The organism is Agrobacterium leguminum (genome assembly GCF_005144435.2).
Classification (GTDB): Bacteria; Pseudomonadota; Alphaproteobacteria; order Rhizobiales; family Rhizobiaceae; genus Agrobacterium; species Agrobacterium leguminum.
Genome location: NZ_CP120211.1, coordinates 1,080,695 through 1,106,757, shown reverse-complemented (window position 1 = coordinate 1,106,757; position 26,063 = coordinate 1,080,695). Strand labels below are relative to the sequence as shown.

25 protein-coding genes are annotated in these 26,063 nt (G+C 60.4%); 8 read left to right on the top strand and 17 right to left on the bottom strand.

Features of this window, described 5'->3' with window-relative positions:
* Window positions 1–34: 34 nt before the first annotated feature.
* The 16 genes from lipA to CFBP4996_RS05380 all read right to left on the bottom strand — a co-directional run bounded on the left by lipA (window position 35) and on the right by CFBP4996_RS05380 (window position 15,703).
* Window positions 35–1,006 carry a lipoyl synthase gene (gene lipA / locus CFBP4996_RS05455; protein WP_003521361.1) on the bottom strand — a complete coding sequence of 324 codons (972 nt, stop codon included), beginning with the start codon at window positions 1,004–1,006 and terminating at the stop codon, window positions 35–37.
* A gap of 103 nt (window positions 1,007–1,109) precedes the next feature.
* Window positions 1,110–1,358, bottom strand: coding sequence for a GlsB/YeaQ/YmgE family stress response membrane protein (locus tag CFBP4996_RS05450; protein WP_003521362.1), 249 nt, complete (start codon window positions 1,356–1,358; stop codon window positions 1,110–1,112).
* Window positions 1,359–1,457: 99 nt separating this feature from the next.
* Complete coding sequence (gene lpdA / locus CFBP4996_RS05445) at window positions 1,458–2,903, bottom strand: dihydrolipoyl dehydrogenase (protein WP_080852121.1); 1,446 nt, start codon at window positions 2,901–2,903, stop codon at window positions 1,458–1,460.
* A gap of 60 nt (window positions 2,904–2,963) precedes the next feature.
* Window positions 2,964–3,608: an SGNH/GDSL hydrolase family protein gene (locus CFBP4996_RS05440; protein WP_080852122.1), complete on the bottom strand. Its 645-nt coding sequence runs from the start codon at window positions 3,606–3,608 to the stop codon at window positions 2,964–2,966.
* A 12-nt stretch (window positions 3,609–3,620) separates the two neighbouring features.
* The gene (locus CFBP4996_RS05435; RefSeq protein ID WP_080852123.1) at window positions 3,621–4,997 is read right to left on the bottom strand and encodes a pyruvate dehydrogenase complex dihydrolipoamide acetyltransferase; all 1,377 of its coding nucleotides are present in this window, start codon (window positions 4,995–4,997) and stop codon (window positions 3,621–3,623) included.
* A gap of 14 nt (window positions 4,998–5,011) precedes the next feature.
* Window positions 5,012–6,424: a pyruvate dehydrogenase complex E1 component subunit beta gene (locus tag CFBP4996_RS05430; protein WP_080852124.1), complete on the bottom strand. Its 1,413-nt coding sequence runs from the start codon at window positions 6,422–6,424 to the stop codon at window positions 5,012–5,014.
* Window positions 6,425–6,441: 17 nt separating this feature from the next.
* Entirely contained in the window at window positions 6,442–7,485 is a 1,044-nt protein-coding gene (gene pdhA, locus CFBP4996_RS05425) for a pyruvate dehydrogenase (acetyl-transferring) E1 component subunit alpha (protein WP_035262411.1), read from the bottom strand.
* Between the two features lie 153 nt (window positions 7,486–7,638).
* Entirely contained in the window at window positions 7,639–7,956 is a 318-nt protein-coding gene (locus CFBP4996_RS05420; protein ID WP_003502598.1) for an FtsB family cell division protein, read from the bottom strand.
* A gap of 361 nt (window positions 7,957–8,317) precedes the next feature.
* Complete coding sequence (gene eno, locus CFBP4996_RS05415) at window positions 8,318–9,592, bottom strand: phosphopyruvate hydratase (protein ID WP_003521367.1); 1,275 nt, start codon at window positions 9,590–9,592, stop codon at window positions 8,318–8,320.
* A 150-nt stretch (window positions 9,593–9,742) separates the two neighbouring features.
* Complete coding sequence (gene kdsA, locus CFBP4996_RS05410) at window positions 9,743–10,588, bottom strand: 3-deoxy-8-phosphooctulonate synthase (protein ID WP_078053958.1); 846 nt, start codon at window positions 10,586–10,588, stop codon at window positions 9,743–9,745.
* Entirely contained in the window at window positions 10,588–11,457 is an 870-nt protein-coding gene (locus CFBP4996_RS05405) for a VOC family protein (protein ID WP_080852126.1), read from the bottom strand. The genes kdsA and CFBP4996_RS05405 overlap by 1 nt, the downstream gene beginning before the upstream one ends.
* Before the next feature lie 126 nt (window positions 11,458–11,583).
* Window positions 11,584–12,021: a D-erythrulose-4-phosphate isomerase gene (gene derI, locus CFBP4996_RS05400; RefSeq protein WP_003521371.1), complete on the bottom strand. Its 438-nt coding sequence runs from the start codon at window positions 12,019–12,021 to the stop codon at window positions 11,584–11,586.
* Between the two features lie 61 nt (window positions 12,022–12,082).
* Window positions 12,083–12,727: a dihydroxyacetone kinase subunit DhaL gene (gene dhaL, locus CFBP4996_RS05395; protein ID WP_080852128.1), complete on the bottom strand. Its 645-nt coding sequence runs from the start codon at window positions 12,725–12,727 to the stop codon at window positions 12,083–12,085.
* 11 nt (window positions 12,728–12,738) lie between these two features.
* On the bottom strand, window positions 12,739–13,731 hold the full coding sequence (locus tag CFBP4996_RS05390; protein ID WP_080852129.1) for a dihydroxyacetone kinase subunit DhaK: 993 nt from the start codon (window positions 13,729–13,731) through the stop codon (window positions 12,739–12,741).
* 57 nt (window positions 13,732–13,788) lie between these two features.
* Window positions 13,789–14,664, bottom strand: a complete 876-nt coding sequence (locus tag CFBP4996_RS05385; RefSeq protein ID WP_080852131.1) for a sugar phosphate isomerase/epimerase family protein — start codon at window positions 14,662–14,664, stop codon at window positions 13,789–13,791.
* A 151-nt stretch (window positions 14,665–14,815) separates the two neighbouring features.
* Entirely contained in the window at window positions 14,816–15,703 is an 888-nt protein-coding gene (locus tag CFBP4996_RS05380) for a LysR substrate-binding domain-containing protein (protein ID WP_080852132.1), read from the bottom strand.
* 169 nt (window positions 15,704–15,872) lie between these two features.
* Between CFBP4996_RS05380 and CFBP4996_RS05375 the strand changes: the two genes are divergently transcribed.
* The 8 genes from CFBP4996_RS05375 (at window position 15,873) to CFBP4996_RS05340 (ending at window position 23,553) form a co-directional block, all read left to right on the top strand.
* The gene (locus CFBP4996_RS05375; protein WP_035262426.1) at window positions 15,873–16,634 is read left to right on the top strand and encodes an SDR family NAD(P)-dependent oxidoreductase; all 762 of its coding nucleotides are present in this window, start codon (window positions 15,873–15,875) and stop codon (window positions 16,632–16,634) included.
* A 59-nt stretch (window positions 16,635–16,693) separates the two neighbouring features.
* Window positions 16,694–17,566 carry a transketolase gene (locus CFBP4996_RS05370; protein ID WP_080852133.1) on the top strand — a complete coding sequence of 291 codons (873 nt, stop codon included), beginning with the start codon at window positions 16,694–16,696 and terminating at the stop codon, window positions 17,564–17,566.
* Complete coding sequence (locus tag CFBP4996_RS05365) at window positions 17,563–18,594, top strand: transketolase family protein (protein ID WP_080852134.1); 1,032 nt, start codon at window positions 17,563–17,565, stop codon at window positions 18,592–18,594. The genes CFBP4996_RS05370 and CFBP4996_RS05365 overlap by 4 nt, the downstream gene beginning before the upstream one ends.
* A 121-nt stretch (window positions 18,595–18,715) precedes the next feature.
* Entirely contained in the window at window positions 18,716–19,723 is a 1,008-nt protein-coding gene (locus CFBP4996_RS05360; protein WP_059752824.1) for a TRAP transporter substrate-binding protein, read from the top strand.
* Between the two features lie 120 nt (window positions 19,724–19,843).
* Window positions 19,844–20,377, top strand: a complete 534-nt coding sequence (locus tag CFBP4996_RS05355) for a TRAP transporter small permease (protein WP_035261735.1) — start codon at window positions 19,844–19,846, stop codon at window positions 20,375–20,377.
* Entirely contained in the window at window positions 20,374–21,633 is a 1,260-nt protein-coding gene (locus CFBP4996_RS05350; protein ID WP_059752818.1) for a TRAP transporter large permease subunit, read from the top strand. The genes CFBP4996_RS05355 and CFBP4996_RS05350 overlap by 4 nt, the downstream gene beginning before the upstream one ends.
* A gap of 247 nt (window positions 21,634–21,880) precedes the next feature.
* Entirely contained in the window at window positions 21,881–22,603 is a 723-nt protein-coding gene (gene lexA, locus CFBP4996_RS05345) for a transcriptional repressor LexA (protein ID WP_035261730.1), read from the top strand.
* 272 nt (window positions 22,604–22,875) lie between these two features.
* Window positions 22,876–23,553, top strand: a complete 678-nt coding sequence (locus tag CFBP4996_RS05340) for a glutathione S-transferase family protein (protein WP_080852135.1) — start codon at window positions 22,876–22,878, stop codon at window positions 23,551–23,553.
* 20 nt (window positions 23,554–23,573) lie between these two features.
* Here CFBP4996_RS05340 and CFBP4996_RS05335 read toward each other — a convergent pair whose 3' ends face one another.
* Window positions 23,574–26,003, bottom strand: coding sequence for a ComEC/Rec2 family competence protein (locus CFBP4996_RS05335; protein WP_080852136.1), 2,430 nt, complete (start codon window positions 26,001–26,003; stop codon window positions 23,574–23,576).
* Window positions 26,004–26,063: the final 60 nt, after the last annotated feature.

Below are 26,063 nucleotides of genomic sequence, written 5' to 3'. Positions count from 1 at the left end.
ATCCAGCGCCTATATTACCGAACCTTTCCGTCCCTTACTCAGCAGCTGCCAGCAGCTTCTTCTCGCGCGCCGCACGCAGGCGCTCGAAATCGTCACCGGCGTGGTGGGAAGAACGGGTCAGCGGGCTGGAAGAGACCATCAGGAAGCCCTTGGTATAAGCCACGGTCTCGTAGGACTTGAACTCTTCCGGCGTCACGAAGGCCTCGACCTTGTGGTGCTTGCGGGTCGGCTGCAGATACTGACCGATGGTCAGGAAGTCCACATCGGCGCTGCGCAGATCGTCCATCAGCTGAAGCACTTCGTTGCGCTCTTCGCCGAGGCCGACCATGATGCCCGACTTGGTGAACATGGTGGGATCGAGTTCCTTCACCCGCTGCAAGAGGCGCACGGAGTGGAAATAGCGCGCGCCGGGGCGAACCGTGAGGTAGTTGCCCGGGACGGTTTCCATATTGTGGTTGAAGACATCGGGCTTGGCGGCGACGACCCGTTCCAGCGCGCCGGGCTTCTTCAGGAAGTCGGGGGTGAGGATTTCGATGGTCGTCGTCGGAGACGCAGCACGGATCGCCCAGATGACCTTCTCGAAATGTTCAGCGCCGCCATCGGCGAGATCGTCTCGGTCGACCGAAGTGATGACGACGTGGGAAAGGCCCATCTGCTTGACGGCCTTGGCGACGTTCTCGGGCTCGGCCATATCCAGCGGGTTAGGCTTGCCGGTCGCGACATTGCAGAAGGCGCAGGCGCGGGTGCAGATTTCACCCATGATCATGAAGGTCGCGTGTTTCTTGTCCCAGCATTCGCCGATATTCGGACAGCCGGCTTCCTCGCACACCGTCACCAGCTTGTGCGAACGCACCAGTTCACGCGTCTCGTGATAGCCCTTGGATGTCGGCGCCTTGACGCGGATCCATTCCGGCTTGCGCATGACCTCGGTATCGGGCTTGTGCGCCTTTTCCGGGTGGCGAATGCGCTTTTCGTCGGACGACGTCCTGTCGAGAATAGTGACCATTAAAAACCTGCTTCCATCGCCCCTGGCGACCTAAACATCTGTTGGCCCGATGCTTTAGAACAATTCCAGAAAAAGCGTAAGCCCCTTCCGGCCACGAAGCCTTTCAGCGCCGTACCAGCTTCGCCAGAAACAGCAAAAGGCTGGCGCCAATGAACGACGTGACGAAATAGCCGAGCCTGCTGTCCTGCACGAAAACATCGAAGGTTCGAAGCACCGCAACGGCAACCACCGAACCGACAATGCCGAGGATGATGTTCATGAAAATGCCGAAGCGCATATCCATGAGCTTGCCCGCAAGCCAGCCGGCGAGACCGCCGATGATGATTGCTGCAATCCAGCCTACACTTTCCATTCCCACGCTCCCTGAAAGAACCAGCCCCTTTTAAGGAGCCTGCATCGAGACATATGGGACACCCGGCATGGTTAGACAATGCCGGGTATCACGGAGCACTTATGCGTTCAGCACACGCCCATAGGCGTCGAGCACGCTTTCCTTCATCGATTCCGAAATGGTCGGATGCGGGAAGATCGTGTGCATCAGGTCTTCCTCAGTGGTCTCGAGATTCATGGCGACCACGAATCCCTGAATGAGTTCGGTGACTTCCGCACCGACCATATGCGCGCCGAGCAGCTCGCCGGTCTTCTTGTCGAAGATGGTCTTGACCATGCCCTGGTCTTCCCCGAGCGCGACAGCCTTGCCGTTCGCCGCAAAGGAGAAGCGGCCGACGCGGATGTCGCGGCCCTGTTCCTTCGCCTTGGCTTCCGTGAGACCGACAGAAGCGACCTGCGGGTTGCAATAGGTGCAGCCCGGAATTTTGAGCTTGTCCATCGGGTGCACATTCGGCAGACCGGCGATCTTTTCGACGCAGATCACTGCCTCATGCTCGGCCTTGTGGGCGAGCAGCGGCGGGCCGGCGACATCACCGATGGCGTAGATACCAGGCACGTTGGTCTTGCCGTAACCGTCGATGACGATGAAGCCGCGATCCGTCTTCACGCCGGCAGCCTCAAGCCCGATGCCTTCGATATTGGCGACGACGCCGACGGCCGAAATCATCCGATCGGCGGTGATCTTCTCGGAAGAACCGTCCTTCTTCTCCAGCGTCGCGGTGATGGAGTTCGCGCCCTTCTCCACCTTGGAAACCTTGGTCTCCAGATGGATTTTCATGCCCTGCTTTTCGAGCTGCTTCTTGGCGAAGGTGGAGATTTCCGCATCCTCGACCGGCATGACCTGGCTCATGATCTCGACGACGGTGACGTCGACGCCCATGGTGCGGTAGAAGCTGGCGAATTCGATGCCGATGGCGCCCGAGCCCATGACGAGCAGCGACTTCGGCAGTTCTTCCGGCTTCATCGCCTCGAAATAGGTCCAGATCAGCTTGCCATCCGGCTCAATGCCGGGCAGCGCGCGCGGGCGCGCACCTGTGGCGACGATGATGTGCTTGGCGGTATAGGTGCCCTCGCCCAGCGTATTCTTCGGCACGGGACCCTGCGGCTGAACCACCGGCTTGGTGGATTTGCCGACGACGATCTCGCCCGGCTTGGTAATTTTTGCTTCACCCCAGATGATATCGACCTTGTTCTTCTTGAACAGGAAACCGACGCCATTGTTCATGCGCGCGGCAATGCCACGCGAGCGCGCGACGATTGCCTTGACGTCCGGCTTGATCGAGCCTTCCAGCGTCAGGCCGTAATCCTTGGCATGGGTGGCGGTGTGCATCACATCGGCGGTGCGCAGCAGGGCCTTGGTGGGAATGCAGCCCCAGTTGGAGCAGATGCCGGCCAGATGCTCGCGCTCCACGACGGCAACATTCATGCCGAGCTGGGCTGCGCGGATCGCGGCAATATAACCGCCCGGTCCCGAACCGATGATGATGACGTCATAAGATTGAGCCATTGGAAATCCTGCCTTGTCTTATTCGGAAAACGGCAAACCGCCCCGAAACGAGAATGAGTGTCAAAGTCCGAGCATCATGCGAACGACGGGCTCCAGCCCGCGGCCGATGGCCCGCGTGTTTTCAGCATCGAGATGAACGCCGTCCACCGGCGTCGTGCGGGCAACCGACCCGGCATCGAAAAAGCCGCAATCGAGTTCGTCGGCAAGGTCCCGGTAAACCGAAGCCAGCATGGCCGATTCATCGATCGCATCGCGATAGATCGCCCCCATCACGGGGTTTGCCGTTTCGCAAAGCTGCGGCGGCGCGACGATCAGAACATCCGGCGCTTCCCAGTCAGCGACTTGCCAGACGTGATTGCGCGTGAGTTTCACCAATCGCTCGACACCCTTCATGGCGACAATGGCCGATCCGTGGATCGACGGTTTCATGTCGTTGGTGCCGAGCATGATGATGACGAGGTCGAGCGGTTCATGGCTGTGCAGCAGCGTCGGCAGAAGCCTTGCGCCATTGCGGTCGCAATCGGCCGTCAGATCGTCATAGGCGGTGGTACGGCCGCCCAGCCCTTCGTGGATCACGTGCACGTCGGGACCGAGCGCCTTTTGCAAGACGCTCGGCCAAAGATCGTCATGGCTGTGACGGCCACCCGTTTCCGCATTTGATCCCCAGGTCAGGGAATCGCCAAAGCAGAGGACCGATTTCACCATGTCACGCTCCGATCAAACCAGCATGCCCATCGGGTTTTCGATGTAGCGCTTGAAGGCGCCGATCAGTTCGGCTCCGAGCGCGCCATCGACGCAGCGGTGGTCGGTGGAGAGCGTGACCGTCATGACGTTGGCGATCTTGATCTCGCCATTCTTCACGACAGCGCGTTCTTCACCTGCACCTACCGCCAGGATGGTGGCATGCGGTGGATTGATGACGGCGGAGAAGCTCTTGACGCCCATCATGCCCATGTTGGACACGGCGGTCGTGCCGCCCTGATACTCCTCGGGCTTCAGCTTGCGCTCCTTGGCGCGCTTGCCGTAGTCCTTCATCTCGTTGGAGATGGTGGAGAGCGACTTCTCTTCCGCCTTGCGGATGATCGGCGTGATCAGGCCACCCGGAATGGAAACGGCAACGCCGACATCCGAATGCTTGTGCTTGACCATGGCGCTTTCCGTCCAGGAGACGTTGGCATCAGGAACATCACGCAGCGAAAGCGCCAGCGCCTTGATGACCATGTCGTTGACCGACAGCTTGTAGGCGGGCTTGCCGTCCTTTTCGGGGGCAGCCGCATTGAGCTGGGCGCGCAACGCCAGAAGCGTATCGAGCTCGCAATCCACGGAAACGTAGAAATGCGGAACCGTCTGCTTGGATTCGACCAGACGCTTGGCGATGACCTTGCGCATGCCGTCATGCGGCACAAGCTCATAGGAGCCCTGTTCGAACAGCTTGAGAACGGCTTCGTCCGACGGGCCCTTGGCGAGAGCCGGAGCCGGTGCGCCTGCGGATGCAGCAGCGCTCGGCGCAGCCTTGGCACCGCCGGAAGCGGCAGCCTTTTCCACGTCGGTCTTGACGATACGGCCATGCGGGCCGGAACCGGAAACGGCCGAGAGGTCGAGACCGGCTTCCTTGGCGAGACGGCGGGCAAGCGGCGAAGCGAAGATGCGCTCGCCGGACGCCGACGCCGGAGCGCCATTGCCGACACGGTCGCCTCCAGCCGAAGCTGGACTTGCATTACCGACAAAACCGTTTCCAGCGACTGCCGGGGCAGCAGCTTCTACCTTGGCTTCCTGTTTGGGTGCCTCGGCCTTTGCCTCCGCCTTGGCGGGAGCAGCAGCGCCGCCCTTTGCCGCTTCGGCCACATCCTCGCCATCGGCGGCGAGGATGGCGATCAGGGCGTTGACCTTGACCGCTTCAGTGCCTGCCGGAACAACCAGCTTGGCGACCGTGCCTTCGTCCACGGCTTCCACTTCCATGGTCGCCTTGTCGGTCTCGATCTCGGCGATCACGTCACCGGGTGCGACCTTGTCGCCTTCCTTGACCAGCCACTTGGCCAGATTGCCCTCTTCCATCGTCGGAGAAAGGGCAGGCATGGTGATGTTTATCGGCATCGAAACGCCTCCCCTTACTTGTAGCAGACGGTTTTGACGGCCTGAACGACTTCATCGACGTTCGGCAGAGCCAGCTTTTCGAGGTTTGCCGCGTAAGGCATCGGAACGTCCTTGCCGGCGATCGTCAGGATCGGCGCATCGAGATAATCGAAAGCGGCGCGCATGACCTGGTTAGCGATGAAGTCACCGACCGATGACTGCGGGAAACCTTCCTCGACCGTAACCAGGCGACCGGTCTTCTTGACCGATTCGATGACGGTGGGCAGATCCATCGGACGAATGGTGCGCAGATCGATCAGTTCGACGTCGATGCCGAGCTTTTCGAGTTCAGCAACCGCCTTGATGGCATAGGTCATGCCGATACCGAAGGAAACGATGGTCGCATCCTTGCCCTTGCGGTGAATGCGCGCCTTGCCGATCGGCAGCACGAAATCATCGAGCTTCGGCACTTCGAAGCTCTGGCCGTAGAGAATTTCATTCTCAAGGAAGATGACCGGGTTCGGATCGCGGATGGCTGCCTTGAGCAGGCCCTTTGCATCGGCTGCCGTGTAAGGCATGACGACCTTGAGGCCCGGGATATGGCTGTACCATGCGGCGTAACATTGCGAATGCTGAGCGCCGACGCGGGCAGCAGCGCCCGAGGGACCGCGGAACACCATCGGCGCGCCCATCTGGCCACCCGACATGTAAAGCGTCTTCGCCGCCGAGTTGACGATCTGGTCGATCGCCTGCATGGCGAAGTTGAAAGTCATGAATTCGACGATGGGCCGCAGGCCCGTCATCGCTGCACCGACGCCGATACCGGCAAAGCCGTGCTCGGTGATCGGGGTATCGATAACGCGACGCTCACCAAATTCCTGCAACAGGCCCTGGGTGATCTTGTAAGCGCCCTGATATTCGGCGACTTCCTCACCCATGACGAAGACTTTTTCGTCGGCGCGCATTTCTTCGGCCATGGCGTCGCGCAGCGCTTCACGCACCGTCGTCATCACCATTTCCGTGCCTGCCGGAATATCCGGATCGGCTGCGACTTCGATCTTGGGTGCTGCCGGAACCTTGGCGGCTTCCTTGGCAGCACTCGGCTCCTCGGTCGCTTCGCGGGTCTTGCCGCCGGCCGCATCCGAATCGGAATTTGCGGCTTCAGCCTTCGGCGCGGGAGCGGACGCGACGTCGTCGGCGCTTTCGCCTTCCTGAAGGAGAACGGCGATCGGCGTGTTGACCTTGACGCCTTCGGTGCCGGCATCGATCAGCAGCTTGCCGATGACGCCCTCATCCACAGCTTCCACTTCCATGGTCGCCTTGTCGGTCTCAATCTCGGCGATCACGTCGCCGGAGGTAACCTTGTCGCCTTCCTTTTTAAGCCATTTGGAAAGCGTGCCTTCCTCCATGGTCGGGGAAAGGGCGGGCATAAGAATTTCTACTGGCATGGGTTTCCCTTTCCCGATCAGAGCAGAATGTCGGTGTAGAGCTCGGATACATCCGGCTCTGGGTCGTTCTGGGCGAAGTCCGCGCTGTCGGCGACGATATCACGGACATCCTTGTCGATGGCCTTGAGTTCGTCTTCGCTTGCCCAGCCCTGCTCCAGAAGCCGTGCCTTGACCTGCTCGATCGGGTCATGTTCGGAGCGCATCTTCTGCACTTCGTCTTTAGAACGGTATTTCGCCGGATCGGACATGGAGTGACCACGGTAACGGTAGGTCAGCATTTCCAGAATGATCGGACCCTTGCCGGAACGGCAATGTTCCAGCGCCTGATCGGCGGCGGCCTTGACGGCGCGCACATCCATACCATCCACCTGGATGCCGGGAATGCCGAAGGACTGGCCGCGCAGCGAATAGTTCGACTGGGCGGTGGCACGGGCGGTCGAGGTGCCCATAGCGTAACGGTTGTTCTCGACGATATAGATGATCGGCAGTTTCCAGAGAGCGGCCATATTGAAGCTCTCGTAGACCTGGCCCTGGTTGGCGGCGCCGTCACCGAAATAGGTCACGGAGACATTGTCGTTGCCGCGATAGCGGTTGGCGAAAGCCAGACCGGTTCCGAGCGAAACCTGCGCACCGACGATGCCGTGGCCGCCGTAGAAATGTTTCTCCTTGGAGAACATGTGCATCGAGCCGCCCTTGCCTTTCGACAGGCCGCCCTTGCGGCCGGTCAACTCGGCCATGACGCCACGCGCGCTCATGCCGAGCGCCAGCATGTGGCCGTGGTCGCGGTAAGCGGTGATGACCTGATCGCCTTCCTTCTGCGACATCTGCATGCCGACGACGACAGCTTCCTGACCGATGTAGAGGTGACAGAAACCACCGATGAAGCCCATGCCGTAGAGCTGGCCGGCCTTTTCCTCGAAACGGCGGATGAGCAGCATTTCACGATAAGCGTGAAGCTCTTCTTCCTTCGAGAAGTCCGGGCTGTTCTTGCCGGTGAATTCGGTTGCGGCCTTTGCCGTGGTCTTGCGGCCGGATACGGTCGCTGGTTTTCGCGGCGCCATTCATCCCTCCCTGAGTTGCCGTTTGAATGGATAGAGTGGCGCGTACCATATGCAAGAAAATGCCATGCAGCAATGCTTTAAACGCATGGCACATATTCACGCTAAGATGCTGTGAATAAATCAGAAATGTTAAATTAACTCGATTTCGGTTAATTAGAAATATGTGTTCATGATGACGATTTCGTCCGTGCGGGACATATTCAGCTGGTAACGGGAAATCTCGTCGATCATGTCCCGCTCCAGCGAGCCATCGCTCATCAATTCCACCTGCCGTTCCAACGCAACACGGGCCTGCGTCAGCTTTGCAAGCTCCGCAGTGCGGGTGATACGCTGCCGCTCCAGCCGCTCCGTTGCCTGAAGGCCGAAGTCGCCATGGATGGAATGATAGCCGAAATAGGAAAGAAAAGCGATCGTGATGGCCGGAACGATCAAACGGCCGAATCGTCTCTTTTTATGATGTCTGGTCCACATGCCGGAGAGAAGCCTTAAAACGCATAACGTGAGTCTCGAGACTAAGGCGGATTGTTTAACTATCCGTTGACCTTAAATTCCAATCGGCAGATGGACGCAAAAAAAGCCCGCCGAAGGGCGGGCTAAGAATGGCAGCGACGTCAAAAGAACCCTCGTCATGCCGGCCCCCGGAACAAGCCCGAGGATGATCCGATATCCAGCCACAGCGCGTCTGCGCTGTGGGGAGAGTCGTTCGCGATCAAGGACTTGATCGCGCTGGACCCCGGATCAAGTCCGAGGCGACTGAATGCGGATGCTACCGCTCGCCCCTGAATGAGCCCGCCAGAGCGGCGGGCCGCATCACAAACCAATACTGCCGGAATTACCCGCGCAGGATCGAACGGCCGGCGTAAGCGGCCTGCGGACCCAGCATTTCCTCGATGCGGATCAGCTGGTTGTACTTTGCGAGCCGGTCGGAACGGGCGAGCGAGCCGGTCTTGATCTGACCGCAATTGGTGGCGACAGCGAGATCGGCGATGGTGGAATCTTCGGTTTCGCCTGAACGGTGCGACATGACGGCGGTGTAACCGGCCTTGTGCGCCGTTTCGACCGCGTCCAGGGTCTCGGAGAGCGAACCGATCTGGTTGACCTTGACGAGGATGGAGTTTGCAACGCCCATCTTGATGCCGTCGCGAAGACGCGCGGAGTTGGTGACGAAGAGATCGTCGCCGACGAGCTGGCACTTGTTGCCGATGAGATCGGTCAGCGTCTTCCAGCCTTCCCAGTCGTCTTCGGCCATGCCGTCTTCGATGGAAATGATCGGGTACTTGGCAACGAGTTCGGCCAGATATTCCGCCATCGCGCCCGATTCCAGTGTGCGGCCTTCGCCTTCGAGAACGTATTTTCCGTCCTTGAAGAATTCGGTCGATGCACAGTCAAGACCGACGAACATGTCGTCACCCGGACGGTAGCCGGCCTTTTCAATCGACTTCATGATGAAATCGAGTGCGGCCGGTGCGCTTTCGAGACCCGGTGCGAAACCGCCCTCGTCGCCGACATTGGTGTTGTGGCCCTGTGCCGCCAGTTCTTTCTTCAGCGTATGGAACACTTCGGAACCCATGCGCACGGCTTCGCGGATGTTTTCCGCGCCGACCGGCAGGATCATGAATTCCTGGAAGTCGATGGGGTTATCGGCATGCGCGCCGCCATTGATGATGTTCATCATCGGAACCGGCAGCAGATGTGCGTTCGGGCCGCCGACATAACGGTAAAGCGGCAGGCCGGAGGCTTCGGCGGCAGCCTTGGCGACGGCAAGCGACACACCGAGGATGGCGTTCGCGCCGATGCGCGACTTGTTCGGCGTGCCGTCGAGCACGATCATCGTCTGGTCGATCTGGATCTGGTTTTCAGCGTCGAAACCGCCGATGGCGTCGAAGATTTCGGTATTGACGGCTTCGACCGCCTTTTCCACGCCCTTGCCGAGATAACGCTTGCCGCCATCGCGCAGCTCAACCGCCTCGTGCGCGCCGGTGGAGGCGCCCGAAGGAACGGCAGCGCGGCCCATGGAGCCGTCTTCGAGGTAAACATCGACTTCAACGGTCGGGTTGCCGCGGCTGTCGAGGATTTCGCGCGCGATGATATCGGTAATGGCAGTCATGGTCTCTCCCTTGGGAATGGAACAGATATTTTCCGTCGCCTGTCTTAGACGATGGCGAAGAAATTACAATGACGACGGGCGGCAGAAACGGCCCGCCCGCCATTAAAATCGATTGGCACAGACAGTGCCCGCCGCAACGCCCGCCGCCCCTCAGGCTTTGGTAATGGCGTCGAAGGCGAGCAGCTTTTCCAGCAGTTTCGGCATGTCCTTCAGATGGACCATGTTGGGGCCGTCGGACGGTGCATTGTCCGGGTCCTCATGGGTCTCGATGAAGAGGCCTGCGACGCCGACAGCAACCGCCGCCCGCGCCAGAGTCTCGACGAATTCACGCTGGCCGCCCGTGGAACCGCCCTGCCCGCCCGGCTGCTGCACCGAATGGGTGGCATCAAAGACAACAGGCGCGCCGAGCGAAGCCATGATCGGCAGCGAGCGCATATCGGAAACAAGCGTGTTGTAACCGAAGGAGGCGCCGCGCTCGCACAGAAGCACATTCGGATTGCCGCTCTCGTTGAGCTTGGCCAGCACATTCTTCATGTCCCAGGGGGCCAGGAACTGGCCCTTCTTGACGTTGATGACGCGGCCGGTTTTCGCGGCGGCGACGAGAAGATCGGTCTGGCGGCTGAGAAACGCCGGAATCTGCAGCACATCCACCACTTCGGACACGATGGCGCATTGTTCTTCGGTGTGAATGTCGGTCAACACCGGAAAGCCGAATTCCTTCTTGAGATCGGCGAAAACCTGCATGGCGCTCTCAAGGCCGATGCCGCGCTTGCCGGAAAGCGAAGTACGGTTCGCCTTGTCGAAGGACGACTTATAAACGAGCCCGATCCCCAGCTTGTCGCAAAGCTCCTTCAGGACACCGGCGATCATGAAGGCATGTTCGCGGCTCTCCATCTGGCAGGGGCCGGCGATCAGGGAAAATCGCTCGCTATTGGAAAAGGAAACCGAATTGGCGCCGTCGCCGGCGGTGACTTTGAGATTGTTCGTAACGCTCATCATTTTTCCTCGAAGGCGAATGCAACGCCCTGACCGGGCGCGGCGGACACCACCAGACGGCCGCCCGCTTCTGCGCTGGAGACGCCATTAGCAGCAAGCACCGCTTCTGTCACGGCAAGATCGTCAACGGAAAAGACGATGCCTGCGCCGTGCAGTCCATTGGGAGGATTGAGCAGGCTTTCGCTGAAGGCCGGTTTTTGGTTCAGCCTGATGCGCGCATTGCCGGTCGCAAAAAGAATATCTCCATCTGGAGACATCTCCTCCTCACAGGCAAATACCGTTTCGATCAGACGTACAGCGTTGGGATCGCCGCCGGAAAACAGAACGATCTCGCTGAGACCGGAAGCACCATTGGCGTGACGCTCCAGCGCCGCCCGGTCACTCGGCAAAGCCTGCAATCGCTGGCAACTGAACAGAAAGAAATCCGAAGCCGCGCCGCTCGCTGCGAATGCCAGCCGGAATGCCGCCTCACTCTGTGAGCCGTCCGGCATCCGCACGGGCCGTGAAAATTCAAAGATATCGCCTGCCGAGAAGCCGGACGCGGAAAACCTGTCATGATCGGCAATGGCGCTTTCGCTTCTTGCCACCAGGGCTGAAAAACCGTCCTCGCCATGACGCTGCCGAAAGGCCCGATCCCTACCGGTGAACACGTCGCGCCTGTTCACCGAGTCATTATATTTAGCCGGATCAGCAATGGCGAGCGGTTCCAGATAGGTGCCGTCCGCGAAGAAAACGCAGGCATTCTGCGTGCCGAAGGGATGGAGGGCCTCCGGAGCGACGGTGAAGCCGAGAAGCTCAAGGCGGTCTTTCGCCACAGCAAGAGACTGTACCGGCAAAACGAGATGATCGACACTATTTCGGTTCGCCATGATCGAGCCCCTGTGCTGCGCGGCAGGGCGTCAAGCCGAGCCGGTTTGTGCGTGACCAAAGCACAGATGACGCCAGCAATGCAAACGATCAGCTTCGCCGGCCCGGCCCGGTCACGCACCTATGGCTCACCGGCATGCATCGAGACGGTTGATCGCCTCCACGTTTTTCGCCGAAGATCCTTTCGGATCGAAATCCGATGCCAGCCAGGTGTCGACGATGGCTTTCGCCAGTTCCGGGCCGATCACGCGGGCGCCCATGGTGATGATCTGGGCGTTGTTGGATTTCGCCGCCCGTTCGGCGGAATAGGTATCATGGGTCAAGGCGGCGCGGATGCCGGGCACCTTGTTGGCGGAAATGCAGACGCCGATGCCGGTTCCGCAAAACAAGAGGCCGCGATCGAACTCGCCGGCGATGATGCTGCCGGCCACAGCTTCGGCCAGATCGGCATAAAATCCGTCCTGGCTTCGATCCACGACCGTCAGCCCTTGCCTGCCCGAGAGATGGGCGAGCACCGCATCCAGCAGGGGTTTTCCGGCGCTGTCGGCGCCCGCGACAATTCTCATTTCCAAATCTCCGGTTAGTCGCGCGCGAGCCCCGACGGGCTGCGGCCGCTATCTTCTGTTTTCACGATTGCAATCTGGCCTGTGCGCCTTCGGCAAGGCTTCGCAGGATGAGCGCGCAGGAGGTGGCGCCCGCATCGAGAACACCGAGCGAGCGCTCGCCGAGACGGCTGGCGCGGCCGATCTTCGCCACGAGATTGATGGTCGAATCCCTGCCGGTTTCGGCGGCGACGACAAGGGCTGCGGCAGCATCGTGGAATGACGCGCCCGAGGCGGTGGCGGTGTCGAATGCCGTAACGGCCGGCACCAGCGTATCCAGCAGCGTCTTGTCGCCCACCTTGGCCGAACCGATGGAACTGACGCCTTCGAGGCCGGCATGCAGCATTCTGCTGAAGGACGGTGCATCAATAACATCGGCATTTTCGATTTTCTCGGCGAATTCCGTAAACATCACCCCATAAAGAGGCCCCATGGAGCCGCCGATTTCCGTCATCAGGATCGTGCCGAGCGTATCGAGCGCCTTGGCAAGCGAGGCGTCCTGCCCTCTCAGCCGGTCTGCGGCCATGCCGAATCCCTTGGCCATGTTCACGCCATGGTCGCCATCACCGATCTTGCCGTCGATCTCGCTGAGATAGGCGCGGTTTTCGATGATCCTTTCGGCCATGGAGAGAACGATGTCGCCGGCCTTGGCGTTCTGAAAAGACTGCATGAATTTTCTCCTCACAGCATAACGGTGCAAAGCGCCTCGGCATCGAGCAGCGGTTTCAGCTCGTCATCCAGCGCCATCACGGTCAAAGTCGCGCCCACCATCTCAAGCGATGTGAAATAGTTGCCGATATAGGTTTTGTGGATTTTCAGGCCACGCGCCGAAATCTCGGATTCTATCGTGTCGTTGAGGATGTAGAGTTCGTTGACGGGCGTCGCGCCAAGGCCGGAGACCAGCACCGCCACCTCGCTGCCGGCCGGCAGGTTGTGATCGTCGAGCACGATCTTGCACATGTCCTTCGCCACATCAGCGGCGGATTTCAGCTTCTCGACGCGAACGCCGGGTTCGCCATGGTGGCCTATGCCCACTTCCATCGCGCCCGGTTCGATCTGGAAGTTGGGATGGCCGACCGCCGGCAGGGTGCAGGGGCCGAGACCGACGCCGATGGAGCGGCAATTGTCGATGGCCTTCTGGGCGGTTGCCCGCACCTCCTCCAGCGAAGCGCCGCCTGCCGCCTTGGCGCCGCCGATCTTCCACATGAAGATTTCGCCGGCGACACCGCGGCGTTTCTCACGCTCCTGCGGGGCCGCGGAACACACATCGTCATTGGCGACGACGGTGGCGATCTCGATGCCGTCTTTGGCGGCGAGCTTTGTCGCCATCTTCACATTCATATTGTCGCCGGCATAATTGCCGTAGAGCACGATCACGCCCCTGCCGCCATTGGCTTCGCGGATCGCGTCGTGAAAGCTCTTGGCCGTGGGTGATGAAAACAATTCGCCGACGGCGACGGCATCCAGCATGTTGCGGCCGGTGTAACCGATAAAGGCCGGCTCGTGGCCCGAGCCGCCGCCCGTGACCACGCCGACCTTGCCGGCGACCGGTGCACATCTGGCAACGACGACACGCGGATTTTCCGCAAGGCGCACGATGTCGCGATGGGCCTTGACGAAACCTTTTACCGTATCCTCGACCACCTCGTCGGGGTTATTCACAAATCTCTGCATTACTCTCCTCCTTTATGCCGTCTACGCGCCAGCCCCTATCGCTTCTCGGGCCGCCTCTCAGGCGACAGCGGCCGAGCTTGCGGCTCCGCCCCCGGCCAATCCTCTTTTGACCGCGTCAAGCGAAACCGTCAGCGCCTGCTCTATTTCCCGAAGCGATGCGGGGCTGATACGCCTTACCGGCTGGGCATCCGCGCGACGGTGAAGGCGCGCTGGAAACTCGATGCTGATCGGCATCTCCGGCTTTTTGGCAATCTCACCGAGCAGCTTGCCGCAATCGATATCGCCTTCGCCCACCGGCACGAAAAACCAGCCTTCCGGCGTTAGTTTAACGTCCTTGATATGCGCGTGGACCGAGGCGGGCAGCGCCGCCACCGCGTCATCGGCAAAATTTTTGAGTTGCGGACGATGGGACGCGGTATTGGCCGCGTCATAATTCAGCCCAAGCCATGGGGAGCCGAAACGCCGCGTGAGCGCGATGCCCTCCTGCGCGATGTTGAAAAGGTTGTCGCTGCCATCGCCGGGATTTTCCAGCCCGATTACGATGCCGAAGGCCTCGGCACGGCGCAGAAGCACCTCGATATTGCGCAGGAACCGGTCTTCGCGCTGCCGGGCCGAGGCATTGGTGGCGATTACCTTCGCGCCGATTCCCGCCGCAAAAGCCATTCTGCCGGTGAAAATTTCTACGGAATCCTCCAGTCCAAGATCGATATGCGACGACATGGCATGGCAGCCGAGCCCGGCATCGCTCAGCGACCGGCGCCATGACGCCATTTCAGCCGGCAGGAACGCGCTTTCGTCGAATGGTTCGGTGTAACCGACGATAAAGGCAGGCTCCACATGGCGAAAACCGATCCTGGCGATGCTCTCCAGCATCTCCTCGCGCCCATAGCCGTCATATGGCGCGCCGGACGCCGATATGATGCGATCTTTCATGCAATCCTCCCCTTGAGCCGCAGCCGAAGGGACGATGCCGATCACGCTGCAACCTCATTATTCCGACCGGAAAATGACGGAGAGGTCCGCTCGTGAGCAAGCGGAAAAAATTAACGCGCCAGTGAATTCAATTCACGTAACAATCGCATTCCTATTCAAATGCAGGATCCTGAAGATCTTCGATCAGCCAGTCGGCAAAGCGTCTTGCCAGCCTGCGCTGGCTGCCGGATTTGGGATAGGTGAGATAATGGCCGACATAGTGAAGGTCCTGCGTCGCGCCGCTCAAGGGCGCGACCAGCCGCCCGGATTTTATCTCGCGATGGGCAAGCCGTGTCGATTCCAGCGCCACACCGACGCCATTGGCGGCGGCATCGATCGCCAGGAAACTGCGGTCGAAACTCATGGCCTGAATGGGCGGCTTGCCGAGCCCATTGGCCTCGAACCAGTCCGGCCATTGCAGACGTTTGTTGTCGCTTCGAATAAGCAATTGCCGGTTCAAATCCCGGGGTGTCCTGATCTCGTCCGCGAGCGCCGGCGAGCACAGCGGCGTGACACGCTCCCTGCCCAGCGGAATAATGATGAGATCGTCTCCCTGCGGTTCGCCATAGATGATATCGGCATCGAATTCACCATCGACGAAACGCACATAGGCCGTGCTGGCGGCCAGCCGCACCTCAATGCCCGGATTGGCGTTCAAGAATTGCGGCAGGCGCGGAGACAATACCTGCGCCGCATAGCTCGGCGCGCAATGCAGGCGCAGAAGATGGGAGCGGTTGGAGGACACCACCTCGATGCCCTGCCGCAACTCCTCGAAGGCGTTCGATGCATGTGCCAGAAGCGTCTGCCCCGCCGCAGTCAGGCGCACGGTTCGTGTGGTGCGCTCGAAAAGCGGCGTGCCGAGCACCCTTTCGAGCTTGACGATGGCGTGGCTGACGGCGCTCGCCGACAGGTTGAGCTCATCGGCAGCGGCCCGGAATGAGCCGAGCCGGGCGGCGGATTCGAAGGCGCGGATGGAGGTGAGTGAAATGCCGTTCAACATTCGATTACTGAAGCAGATTCATGAGATGATGTAAACTTCGCGTTTGAAGCGCCCTCTGCCCATCTGCAATATCGAGGCTGCATTCGTCGCAGGACTGGATGCGGCGGCAGGTCGGGAGCACCGCCGTCAAGCGTATGGAGCCGGCCCGCCCGGCTTGGGAGGATTGCTTATGTTGTTGAATGGAAAGACCGCGGTTATTTCAGGCGCCGCCAGCAAACGCGGCATCGGCCGCGCCACGGCGGAACTTTTCGCCCGCCACGGCGCCCGCGTCGCCATCGTGGATCTGGATGAAGCCGGCAGCATCGAAGCCGCAGCCTCGCTTGAAAAAGTGGATGGCGGCGAGCATCTCGGCGTCGGCGGCAATGTGGCGGATCGCGCCTCCTGCGAGGCGGCCGCGCAAAAAGTCATCGCCGCTTTCGGCAAGATCGATATCCTCATCAATAATGCCGGCATTACCCAGCCGGTGAAGACGCTCGACATTACCGGCGCGGACTGGCAGCGTATCGTCGATGTCAACATGACCGGTGTGCTGAATTTCAGCCAGGCCTTCATTCCCAATATGCGCGACAATGGCGGCGGCTCGATTGCCTGCATGTCGTCGGTCTCCGCACAGCGTGGCGGCGGCATCTTCGGCGGACCGCATTATTCGGCGGCAAAGGCGGGCGTTCTCGGTCTCGCAAAGGCCATGGCGCGTGAATTCGGACCTGACGGCATTCGCGTCAACTCCGTCACTCCCGGCCTGATCCAGACCGACATTACCGGCGGCAAGCTGACCGACGACATGCGCCGCGACATTCTCAAGGGCATTCCGCTCAACCGTCTCGGCGATGCCATCGATGTCGCCAATATCTATCTTTTCCTCGCCTCGGACCTCTCCTCCTACGTCACCGGTGCGGTTGTCGATGTGAATGGCGGAATGCTCATTCACTGAAAACCACCTGTCGAAGCCGGGAAGCCGGCTTCGATTTTTCTGACCGGGAGGAGGAAACCATGGCTCAGGGATATCGGCACGCAGATGCAACGAAGGAAGTGGCGCTGGCGAATGTATCGCTGGCGGAACGCGCCTGGCGCATCCGGCGCAACGCCCTTTTGATGGGTGAGGTGCAGGGACAGGGTTATGTCGGCCAGGCGCTCGGCATTGCCGATGTTCTGGCGGTGGCCTGGTTTCACACCATGCGTTACCGGGCGGACGATCCCCATTGGGAAGGCCGCGACCGGTTTCTGCTCTCCATCGGCCATTATGCGATTGCACTTTACGCAGCGCTCATCGAGGCGGGCATCATTCCGGAAGATGAGCTGGAGACCTATGGCTGCGACGGCTCGCGCCTGCCCATGTCCGGCATGGCCTCCTATACGCCGGGCATGGAAATCACCGGCGGATCGCTCGGCCATGGGCTTGGCATAGCGGTGGGCATGGCTCTTGGCCTCAAGCGCAAGAATTCAGACCGGTTCATCATCAACCTGATGTCGGATGGCGAGTTGGGCGAAGGTTCGACCTGGGAGGCCGCCATGGGCGCATCCCATCACAGGCTCGGCAATCTCATCAATCTCGTGGACTTCAACAATCAGCAGGCGGACGGCCCTTCCCGCGAGATGCTGTCCTCCGAACCTGTGGACGCCAAATTCGCAGCCTTCGGCTGGCATGTGCAGCGCGTGGACGGCAACGATATCGACAAGGTTCGCGAGGCCTTCGATATCGCCATGTCACTTACCGATGACAGGCCGCGCGCCATCATTTTCGATACCCGGATGGGCCACGGCGTGCCCTTTCTCGAAAACCGCGAAATCACCCATTTCATTCGCGTGGAAGCGCATGAATGGAAGCTGGCGCTCGACGCCCTTGAAGAAGGACGGCCGCAATGAGTGCAGCAGCCCCGCAGAAGCGCCTCACCACATCGGCGATGATCGCCTCCATCGCCGCCGAGGGCCAGCCGACACGCCCTGCTCCCTTCGGTCACGCTCTCGTTCAGCTGGCGAAGGAACGCGAGGATATTGTCGGCCTCACGGCCGATCTCGGCAAATATACCGACCTGCATATTTTCGCCAAAGCCTTTCCCGAGCGCTTTTATCAGATGGGCATGGCCGAGCAGCTTTTGATGAGCACCGCCGCCGGTCTGGCGCGCGAAGGTTTCGTGCCCTTCGCGACCACCTATGCGGTCTTTGCCGCCCGCCGCGCATATGATTTCATCGCGATGGCAATTGCCGAGGAAAACCTGCCGGTGAAGATCGTCTGCGCCCTGCCCGGCCTGACGACGGGTTACGGCCCCAGCCATCAGGCAACCGACGATCTGGCGATTTTTCGCGCGCTGCCGAACATGACGATCATCGACCCGTGCGATGCGACCGACATAGAAGGCGCGGTGCCGGCGATTACGGATTATAACGGCCCCGTTTATATGCGCCTGCTGCGTGGCCAGGTGCCGGTGGTGCTCGAAGAATATGGCTATCGGTTCGAACTTGGCAAGGCGAAGCTTATCCGCGATGGTGCGCAGGTCCTTTTCATATCGTCCGGCATATTGACGATGCGGGTTCTCGAAGCGGCTGCCCTGCTTGAGAAGGAGGGCGTCGGCTGCGCCGTGTTGCATTCCCCCACCATCAAGCCGCTCGATACCGCCTCGATCTTCGCGGAAGTGGACCGGGCGGATCGTCTGGTCATCGTGGCGGAAAACCACAGCGAAATCGGCGGGCTTGGAGAGGCCGTGGCAATGGCGCTGATGAAAAGCGGCCGGGCGCCGCGCCTGCGGCAGATCGCCCTGCCCGATGCTTTTCTGGATGCGGGTGCGTTGCCCACCCTGCATGACCGCTACGGCATCTCGACGGCGATGATCGTGGCGCGCGCAAGGACGTGGCTGGAGAATGAAAGTTTTGAAGTACCGCGCGGTTCGGTCTAAAGGCTGAAGCTCAAACAGAGTGCGGAATCAGCCGGAGGGAGCCGGCGGTTTCAAGGGAGTGGAGCGCGTTATCCGCGTGATCGGACAACGCCGAGGGTGTTTAAATCCAGGGAGGAGAAAAATGAGTATTTCCATCAACAGGCGTATGTTCCTGACCGGTACCGGACTGGCACTGGCTGCGCCGGCCATTCTGACGACAGCCCGCAACGCCCGGGCCGCCACGACGCTGACGCTCGGCCATGGGGCTGCGCCGGGCAATCCGCGCACGCTCGCGGCCGCGAAATTCGCGGAACTCGTTGCCCAGAAAACCGAAGGCCGCGTGGCGATCAATGTCGCCGGTTCGGAAACGCTTGGCAGCGACGCCGCCATGCTGACCAGCCTGCGCACCGGGGCGCTTGATTTCACCGCCAACAGCCAGGGTCCGGTTTCGAGCGTTGTTCCAGAACTCGCGGCGCTCGGCCTGCCCTTCCTGTTCAGCAATGCCGATCAGGCGATCAAGGTGCTCGAAGGCGATGTCGGCGCATCGCTCGATGCGCGCTTCCAGAAGGTCGGCATCGTGCCGCTCGACTGGTGGGACAACGGCATCCGTCATGTCTCCAATTCCAAACACGCCATCACCAAGCCGCAGGACGTCGCGGGCCTGAAAATCCGTACCCCCGCCGACCCGATGACCATGGATATTTTCAAGGCGCTCGATGCGGCGACGGTTCAGATCGCCTTCGGCGAACTCTACATCGCGCTTCAGCAGGGCGTCGTCGACGGGCAGGAAAATCCGCTGGTGAATATCGAAAGCTCCAAGCTTTACGAGGTCAACAAACATATCAGCCTCACCGCCCATAAATGGGAGTCTACCCCGTTCCTGATGTCCAAATTCGCCGAGGGGCGGCTGGGCAAGGATTTCGAGGCGGTCAAGGCGGCGGCGAAGGAGGCAGGAGCGCTTCAGCGCAAACTCTCGGCGGAAAAGGCAAGCGCGTCTCTGGCCGCCTTCAAGGCCAACGCCGCCATCGAGGTGGTGGAGGACATCGACCACGCCGCTTTCGCGAAAGCGACCGCGCAGGTGCTGGAGACATGGAAGCAGAAGCCCTTCGGCGATTTCGTCGCCGAGCTGGAGAAGGCCGCCAAGGGCTGACGATCAGGATGCCGGGCCGGTTCATGCCGCCCGGCCTCACCTTCATGTCCACCGACAGGATCGGCGGGAGCCTCGCTCACGCCGACATTCATACGGTTTCAGTTTTCAGGAGATGCGCCAATGCTCGAAGGAGCCTTGTCCGCCGCCAATCGCGTTGACAGTTTCATCGCCATCCTCTGCCGCATCATCATCGTGGCAACCGGCATTCTGCTCACGGTCATCATGACCGCAAACGTCATCGTCCGCTATCTATCGACATCCGGCGGGCTGGATTTTGCGGAAGAATTGCCGACCATGCTGTTTCCATGGTTCATCGTCGCCGGCATTACCCTTGCCGCGCAGAGCGGCGCGCATATGGCGGTTGAATGGATCTATGACAAGTTCGACGAACGCGGCAAGGTGGCGGTTCTGCTGTTCGCCAATCTCGTGACGGTCGCAAGCTTCGTCATTCTCGCGCAGCAGGCGCTTGTCGTCGCCGAGATCGCCGGCGCGGAAATCAGCCCTGTGCTGCAACTGCCCAACAGCATCGGATATTATTCCATCGCCTTCGGCGCGGCACTGGTCTCGGTCACGACCGCAACGGCAAGCCTGCGCATTCTCTCCGGCGGCTGGCATGCCCGCCCGCACGGTGCAACCGAGGAGATGCCGCTATGACCATCGTGATGATCATCGCATTTTGTATTCTCATGATGATTGCGGTTCCGGTCGGCTATGCGCTGATCATCTCTGCCGGCGTCGCCGTGCTGTGGAACGGTTATGTGCCGCTTTCGATCGTGGCGCAGCAGGTTTACGACCAGACGCAGTCTTTCCCGATGCTGGCGCTGCCGTTCTTCATGCTCGCGGGCACACTGATGCTCGGCGGCAAACTTGGAACCCAGCTTCTCGAACTCGCCTCCAAGGCCATGCAGCGCTGGCGCGGCGGCCCGCTTTCCACCACCGTCATTTCGTCGGTCGTGTTCGGCGGCGTTTCCGGCTCGGCGGTCGCCAATGCGAGCGCACTCGGCTCGGTGCTCATTCCATGGCAAAAGCGCCAGGGCTACCCCGCTCCCCTTTGTGCGGCCAACAATGCCACCTCGGCTGTCATCGACGTGCTCATTCCGCCGTCGATCCCGATGATCCTCTATTCGCTGGTCAGCGGCGTCAGCATCGCCAATCTGTTCATCGCCGGCATTCTGCCGGGCCTGCTCATGGCCGTCGGTTTCATCTTCGTCTGCTGGGCCATTGCCGTGCGGCGGGGCTATGCGGTGCGTGACGAACGCATCCGCAAGCGCGATCTGGCGCTACTTGCATTCCGCAGCCTGCCGGCGATCCTTCTGCCGATCCTTATCATCCTCGGCCTGCGATTCGGCTTTGCAACGCCGACAGAAGTGGCCGTTCTTTCCGTCGTCTATTCGCTCGTGCTCAGCATCTTCTTTTATCGCGATCTGACGTGGAAGCGTTTCTGCGACAATTTTGTCGAGGCCGGCTCTGCAACCGGCGTCGTCATGCTGGTCATCATGGGCAGTGCGGCGGTGGGCTGGGTGCTCACCTTCGATCAGGCGCCCCAGCATTTCGCCACCTGGGTAGCCGAGAATATCTCCAACCCGATCCTGATCATTCTGATGATGAACATCCTGATGCTGATCATCGGCATGCCGCTCGATCTGCCGCCGTCGATCCTGCTGCTCGGACCGATCTTCGTGCCGCTTGCGGATATGATCGGGCTCGACCGGGTGCAGCTCGGCATGATGATGGTGATCAATCTCGGTATTGGGCTCTATACGCCACCGATCGGCACCACGCTCTTCATCTCGTCCTCCATAGCCAGAGCGCCGCTCGGCGCAACGACGAGGGAATTGTGGCCGTTCTTCACCATGGCGATGCTGCTCCTTATCGCGGTCAGCTTCATTCCTGCGCTCACGATCTACTGACGTTCGGCGCGTAGCAAATCGGCAGCCAGAAACCACCGGCCGGGTCTCCCGGTCGGTGGTTTTAGTATTCAAGATGTGCCGCTTACATCGTTCAATCTGCTTTGTTCATGGTTTCGACGATCAAATCACGATCTGCGATGCACCCTTCACGAAATTTTAGGGGATTGCGGAACACATATGGAACATATAGTGTTCGTTCTGTATTTGTTTCGCGACTTCAACGACGATTCTCAAGGGTGTTTTCCTCATGCTCACGCGCAAACAGCAGGAATTGCTTCTCTTCATTCATGAAAGAATGAAAGAGTCCGGCGTGCCGCCCTCCTTCGATGAAATGAAGGACGCACTCGATCTTGCCTCCAAATCCGGCATCCACCGGCTGATCACCGCACTCGAAGAGCGCGGCTTCATTCGCCGGCTACCTAACAGGGCGCGGGCGCTGGAAGTGATCAAATTGCCTGAGGCCTATGCGCCGGGTGCAAGGCCGCAGCGCGGCTTCTCGCCGAGCGTCATTGAAGGCAGCCTCGGCAAGCCGAAGACGCCGGAGCCGGCCCCTGCCCCCAAGGCGCCGGCCAATGATCTCGGCGGCGCCGTCACCGTGCCGGTCATGGGCCGCATCGCCGCCGGTGTGCCGATTTCCGCCATCCAGAACAACACCCATGATGTGGCCGTGCCGGTCGACATGCTCGGCTCAGGCGAACATTACGCTCTTGAGGTCAAGGGCGACTCGATGATCGAGGCCGGCATTTTTGATGGCGATACCGTCATCATTCGCAACGGCAATACGGCTAATCCGGGCGATATCGTCGTAGCACTGGTGGATGATGAAGAAGCGACCCTGAAGCGTTTCCGCCGCAAGGGAGCCTCCATCGCTCTGGAAGCGGCTAATCCCGCCTATGAGACCCGTATTTTCGGACCGGACCGGGTGAAAATCCAGGGCAAGCTGGTTGGACTGATCCGCCGCTACCATTAATTGGCACCCCGCCTTTTTCGCTAGGGGCGTCATCGAAATGATGACGCTCCCTTTGAGGCATCTTGGCTTGTTCCCTGGAACAATGCGGCTCAGCGGAAGTAAAGAGAGGGTGTATTTCGCCTCATCTCCGGGCGGTGACTTGGATATGCCTCCTTCTCCCTGCCCTCAACTTCCCATTCATCAACGCGGCTTATGGGAGCCATGGATTATTTGAAATATTCCAAGGGCCATCCGCCGGTATAGAAATGCGCGTCATATCGGGGAAACACGTCATGTACGATCTTTATATCGCCAACAAGAACTATTCCTCATGGTCGCTGCGGCCCTGGGTATTGATGCGCACGCTCGGCATCGCCTTCGATGAAAAACTCATTCCCTTCGGCGAAGGCGTTTCCTTCTCCACCTTCTCGCCGACCGGCAAGGTGCCCTGCCTTGTCGATGAGGGCGTGACGGTTTGGGAATCGCTGTCGATCGCCGAATATCTGGCGGAAAGACATCAGGGCGTCTGGGCGAGCGACAAGCAGGCAAGGGCCTGGTCACGGTCGGCGGCGAGCGAAATGCATGCGGGCTTTTCCTCGCTGCGCAATCTCTACCCGATGTCGGTCGGCATTCGCGTAAAACCGAAGGGTGGCGATGCCGGGCTTGCGGCCGATATAAACCGCATCGATACGCTGTGGAGCGAAGGTCTCGCTAAATTCGGCGGACCTTTTCTTGCCGGCCAGAAATTTACGGCGGTCGATGCCTTCTTCTGCCCGGTGGCATTTCGTTTCCAGACTTATGGCGCGGAACTTTCGCCCGCGGCGAGAGCCTATTGCGACCGGCTGCTCACCCTTCCCGCCATGCGCGAATGGTACGAGGCCGGGTTGAAGGAAGTCTGGCGCGACGCGGCGCATGAAGAGGAAATTAGCGGGATCGGCGAATTGACCGCGGATCTGCGCATCAAGGCGTGACGGTCCATGCTGGCGGCGCTCTATTGCGATGCCGCCAGCAACCGCATGACGGCATCGGGCACGTCGCGATCGAAACGGCCGCTTTTCCAGTCGTAATAGCGATGTTCGCTCCAGGGCCTGTCCATTCCGACGATTGCGGCGCGCAGCCTGCCGACTACCCCTGCCTGATCGCTGCCGGCGAAGTCCATTTCCAGCGAACCGATCCGCCGCAGGATATCGCGGTTCAGCAGAAGTGCGCCCGAGCGGCATTGGGAGAATAACGTTCTGCGGGAGACGATAACGATATCGGCAATATCGCAAGCCTTTCCAGCAAAGCGGCCATCTTCCAGAACGATGATCCATTCGCCGCTTCCCGCGCGCGCAACGCACCATGTGCCTTTGCTGCAGGTGAAAACACCGGGCTCGGCGTCTCTCAGGGCTGCCGTCATCTGCCGTGCAACCGCGCTCATCTCTTGCGGATCAAGCCTCGCCTTCGTGGTCAAAGCCGCGGTGTTTGCCGTGGCCTCGGTCTTGAGAAAGACCGGCGGCACAGGCTGTTCCGGCAAAAGCAGCGCCCTTTGCCACTGGCCATAAACGAAACCCTGCGGCTGAGCCTTCGTCGTGTAGGCTTTGCCGTCCTCCAGCAGCGCCACCAGCTCGCCATCCTCGTGAACAAGCAAATCGGGCGGATCGCGATAGGCCGTGGCGGATGACAGGCCGAAGGCGAGGAACAGAAGCGGCATGCCCAGAAGCGCAAGCCGGCTGCGCAGCAAAGTCAGCAGCAGAAAACCAGCCGAGGCGAGCCCCAGAAACCACCCGTGTGGCCGGCCCGTCGCTGCACTTCCGCCCCAGGACGCCACCTCCTGCGCAACCTCGATGACGAGGGCCATGCCGTATCCCATGACCTTCAGGAATGGTGCGTCGAGCCCGAAAGGCATCAGCAGCATGGCGACGAGGCCGAAAGGCATGACGATCAGCGACATCAGCGGCATGGCGGCCAGATTGGCGAAAAGTCCATAGGTGGTGACACGCTGAAAATGCTCGACCGAATAGATCGCCGTCGAAAGACCGCCGATCAACGACGTCGTGATGACACCGCCGATAATGGCGCCCGCCGTTTGCGCCACCGTCATCCATGCCGGTTTGCGCCCAATGAACAGACGCTCGCGATCAATACGCCAGCGGCTCCAGGCGGCGTAGGAGGCGACGAGCGCGATGGTCGCGGCAAAAGACATCTGAAAGCTCGGACCCATGATTTCCGAGGGCGAAAAAGCGAGAATGACCAAAGCGGAAAGCGCAACATTCCTGAGGCTGAGCGAGGGTTGATCGAACAGCACCGCGATCAGCATCACCGACATCATCAGCCAGGCGCGTTCGGCGGAAACGGCGAAACCTGAAATCAGATAATAGGCAAGCGTCATCAAGAGTGCGGCGAAAGCCGAAATCTTCTTCACGGGCCAGCGCTGCGCAAATGCCGGAAAAAGACTGAAGGCAAGCCTCAGCCCCACGAAAAATATGCCCGACGCCAGCGCCATGTTGAGCCCGGATATGGCGACGATATGGGCAAGGCCGGAAAGCCGCAACGCTTCCATCGTTTCGGCGGATATGGCCTGTCTCTCATCGGTGACAATGGAGGCAGCAAAGGCGCCGGCATCGCCGCCGATGGTGTTGCGAATGCGTTCGGCAATGGCGGTGCGAAGGCCATAGAGCCGCATGTCGGCCCATTCCAGCCAGTTCGTCTTCGCGTCGATGCCGGGTGGAGTGAGCGTCTGTGGCGGTTTATAGAAGAATCCGGTCGCGCCTATGCCCCTGAAATAGGAGGCGAAGGCGAAATCGTTGAGCCCCGGCAAGGCCGGGCCAGATGGCGGCGAAAGTCGCGCCTTGCCACGAATGGTCGCGCCGAGTGCGGCGGGCTCGCCTCCCCCGCGTGACAGGAGCGAGACCTTGCCCGGCGGGCGTGACAATGCCGGCGCTTCCGTTGCGGTTAGTTGCACCACATATCGCCAGTCCCCGCGCGCATCCACCTCCCGGCGGGTCACCGTGCCGGTAATGGTGGTGGTGACGGGCGTATCCAGCACCACCGTTCCCGCACGCCATGTTTCGACCCCGGCGAAAAGCATGCCCAGCAAAAGCAGCGCGAAAAGGCCGCAGGCCGTCGCTGCGAAACCCGAGCGATATTTCGCGAAGAACGCCAGACCGGCGGCGATGAGACATGTGATCACCAGAACGGAGAATGAAGGCGAGGTATTGAGGGAAAACCAGAGGATCGCGCCGCAGCCGATGAAAACCGGGACGAAAAGAAAATCGTGGCCGAATGCGCGCTCCTCGGCGACGCATGCGGCGATTTTTTGAGAGGCGACAACTCGCAGGTTCGGCTTGCTGACAAGGGCGGGCGTGTCATATGTCGCGACATCGCCGGTTCTGCGAAGCGGATAAAGGATTTCCGCCGTGCCGGGCAAATCGCCCTGCATCGTTTCGGCATATCTGAAATGCTGTTTTTCCCCTTGACCGAGCAATCCGCGCCGCGCCCC

What these genes read in the sequence shown, in the direction of transcription:
- lipA (WP_003521361.1), bottom strand. Translation starts at nt 1,006, where the DNA reads ATGGTCACTATTCTCGACAGGACGTCGTCCGACGAAAAGCGCATTCGC.
- CFBP4996_RS05450 (WP_003521362.1), bottom strand. Translation starts at nt 1,358, where the DNA reads ATGGAAAGTGTAGGCTGGATTGCAGCAATCATCATCGGCGGTCTCGCC.
- lpdA (WP_080852121.1), bottom strand. Translation starts at nt 2,903, where the DNA reads ATGGCTCAATCTTATGACGTCATCATCATCGGTTCGGGACCGGGCGGT.
- CFBP4996_RS05440 (WP_080852122.1), bottom strand. Translation starts at nt 3,608, where the DNA reads ATGGTGAAATCGGTCCTCTGCTTTGGCGATTCCCTGACCTGGGGATCA.
- CFBP4996_RS05435 (WP_080852123.1), bottom strand. Translation starts at nt 4,997, where the DNA reads ATGCCGATAAACATCACCATGCCTGCCCTTTCTCCGACGATGGAAGAG.
- CFBP4996_RS05430 (WP_080852124.1), bottom strand. Translation starts at nt 6,424, where the DNA reads ATGCCAGTAGAAATTCTTATGCCCGCCCTTTCCCCGACCATGGAGGAA.
- pdhA (WP_035262411.1), bottom strand. Translation starts at nt 7,485, where the DNA reads ATGGCGCCGCGAAAACCAGCGACCGTATCCGGCCGCAAGACCACGGCA.
- CFBP4996_RS05420 (WP_003502598.1), bottom strand. Translation starts at nt 7,956, where the DNA reads ATGTGGACCAGACATCATAAAAAGAGACGATTCGGCCGTTTGATCGTT.
- eno (WP_003521367.1), bottom strand. Translation starts at nt 9,592, where the DNA reads ATGACTGCCATTACCGATATCATCGCGCGCGAAATCCTCGACAGCCGC.
- kdsA (WP_078053958.1), bottom strand. Translation starts at nt 10,588, where the DNA reads ATGAGCGTTACGAACAATCTCAAAGTCACCGCCGGCGACGGCGCCAAT.
- CFBP4996_RS05405 (WP_080852126.1), bottom strand. Translation starts at nt 11,457, where the DNA reads ATGGCGAACCGAAATAGTGTCGATCATCTCGTTTTGCCGGTACAGTCT.
- derI (WP_003521371.1), bottom strand. Translation starts at nt 12,021, where the DNA reads ATGAGAATTGTCGCGGGCGCCGACAGCGCCGGAAAACCCCTGCTGGAT.
- dhaL (WP_080852128.1), bottom strand. Translation starts at nt 12,727, where the DNA reads ATGCAGTCTTTTCAGAACGCCAAGGCCGGCGACATCGTTCTCTCCATG.
- CFBP4996_RS05390 (WP_080852129.1), bottom strand. Translation starts at nt 13,731, where the DNA reads ATGCAGAGATTTGTGAATAACCCCGACGAGGTGGTCGAGGATACGGTA.
- CFBP4996_RS05385 (WP_080852131.1), bottom strand. Translation starts at nt 14,664, where the DNA reads ATGAAAGATCGCATCATATCGGCGTCCGGCGCGCCATATGACGGCTAT.
- CFBP4996_RS05380 (WP_080852132.1), bottom strand. Translation starts at nt 15,703, where the DNA reads ATGTTGAACGGCATTTCACTCACCTCCATCCGCGCCTTCGAATCCGCC.
- CFBP4996_RS05375 (WP_035262426.1), top strand. Translation starts at nt 15,873, where the DNA reads ATGTTGTTGAATGGAAAGACCGCGGTTATTTCAGGCGCCGCCAGCAAA.
- CFBP4996_RS05370 (WP_080852133.1), top strand. Translation starts at nt 16,694, where the DNA reads ATGGCTCAGGGATATCGGCACGCAGATGCAACGAAGGAAGTGGCGCTG.
- CFBP4996_RS05365 (WP_080852134.1), top strand. Translation starts at nt 17,563, where the DNA reads ATGAGTGCAGCAGCCCCGCAGAAGCGCCTCACCACATCGGCGATGATC.
- CFBP4996_RS05360 (WP_059752824.1), top strand. Translation starts at nt 18,716, where the DNA reads ATGAGTATTTCCATCAACAGGCGTATGTTCCTGACCGGTACCGGACTG.
- CFBP4996_RS05355 (WP_035261735.1), top strand. Translation starts at nt 19,844, where the DNA reads ATGCTCGAAGGAGCCTTGTCCGCCGCCAATCGCGTTGACAGTTTCATC.
- CFBP4996_RS05350 (WP_059752818.1), top strand. Translation starts at nt 20,374, where the DNA reads ATGACCATCGTGATGATCATCGCATTTTGTATTCTCATGATGATTGCG.
- lexA (WP_035261730.1), top strand. Translation starts at nt 21,881, where the DNA reads ATGCTCACGCGCAAACAGCAGGAATTGCTTCTCTTCATTCATGAAAGA.
- CFBP4996_RS05340 (WP_080852135.1), top strand. Translation starts at nt 22,876, where the DNA reads ATGTACGATCTTTATATCGCCAACAAGAACTATTCCTCATGGTCGCTG.
- CFBP4996_RS05335 (WP_080852136.1), bottom strand. Translation starts at nt 26,003, where the DNA reads ATGCAGGGCGATTTGCCCGGCACGGCGGAAATCCTTTATCCGCTTCGC.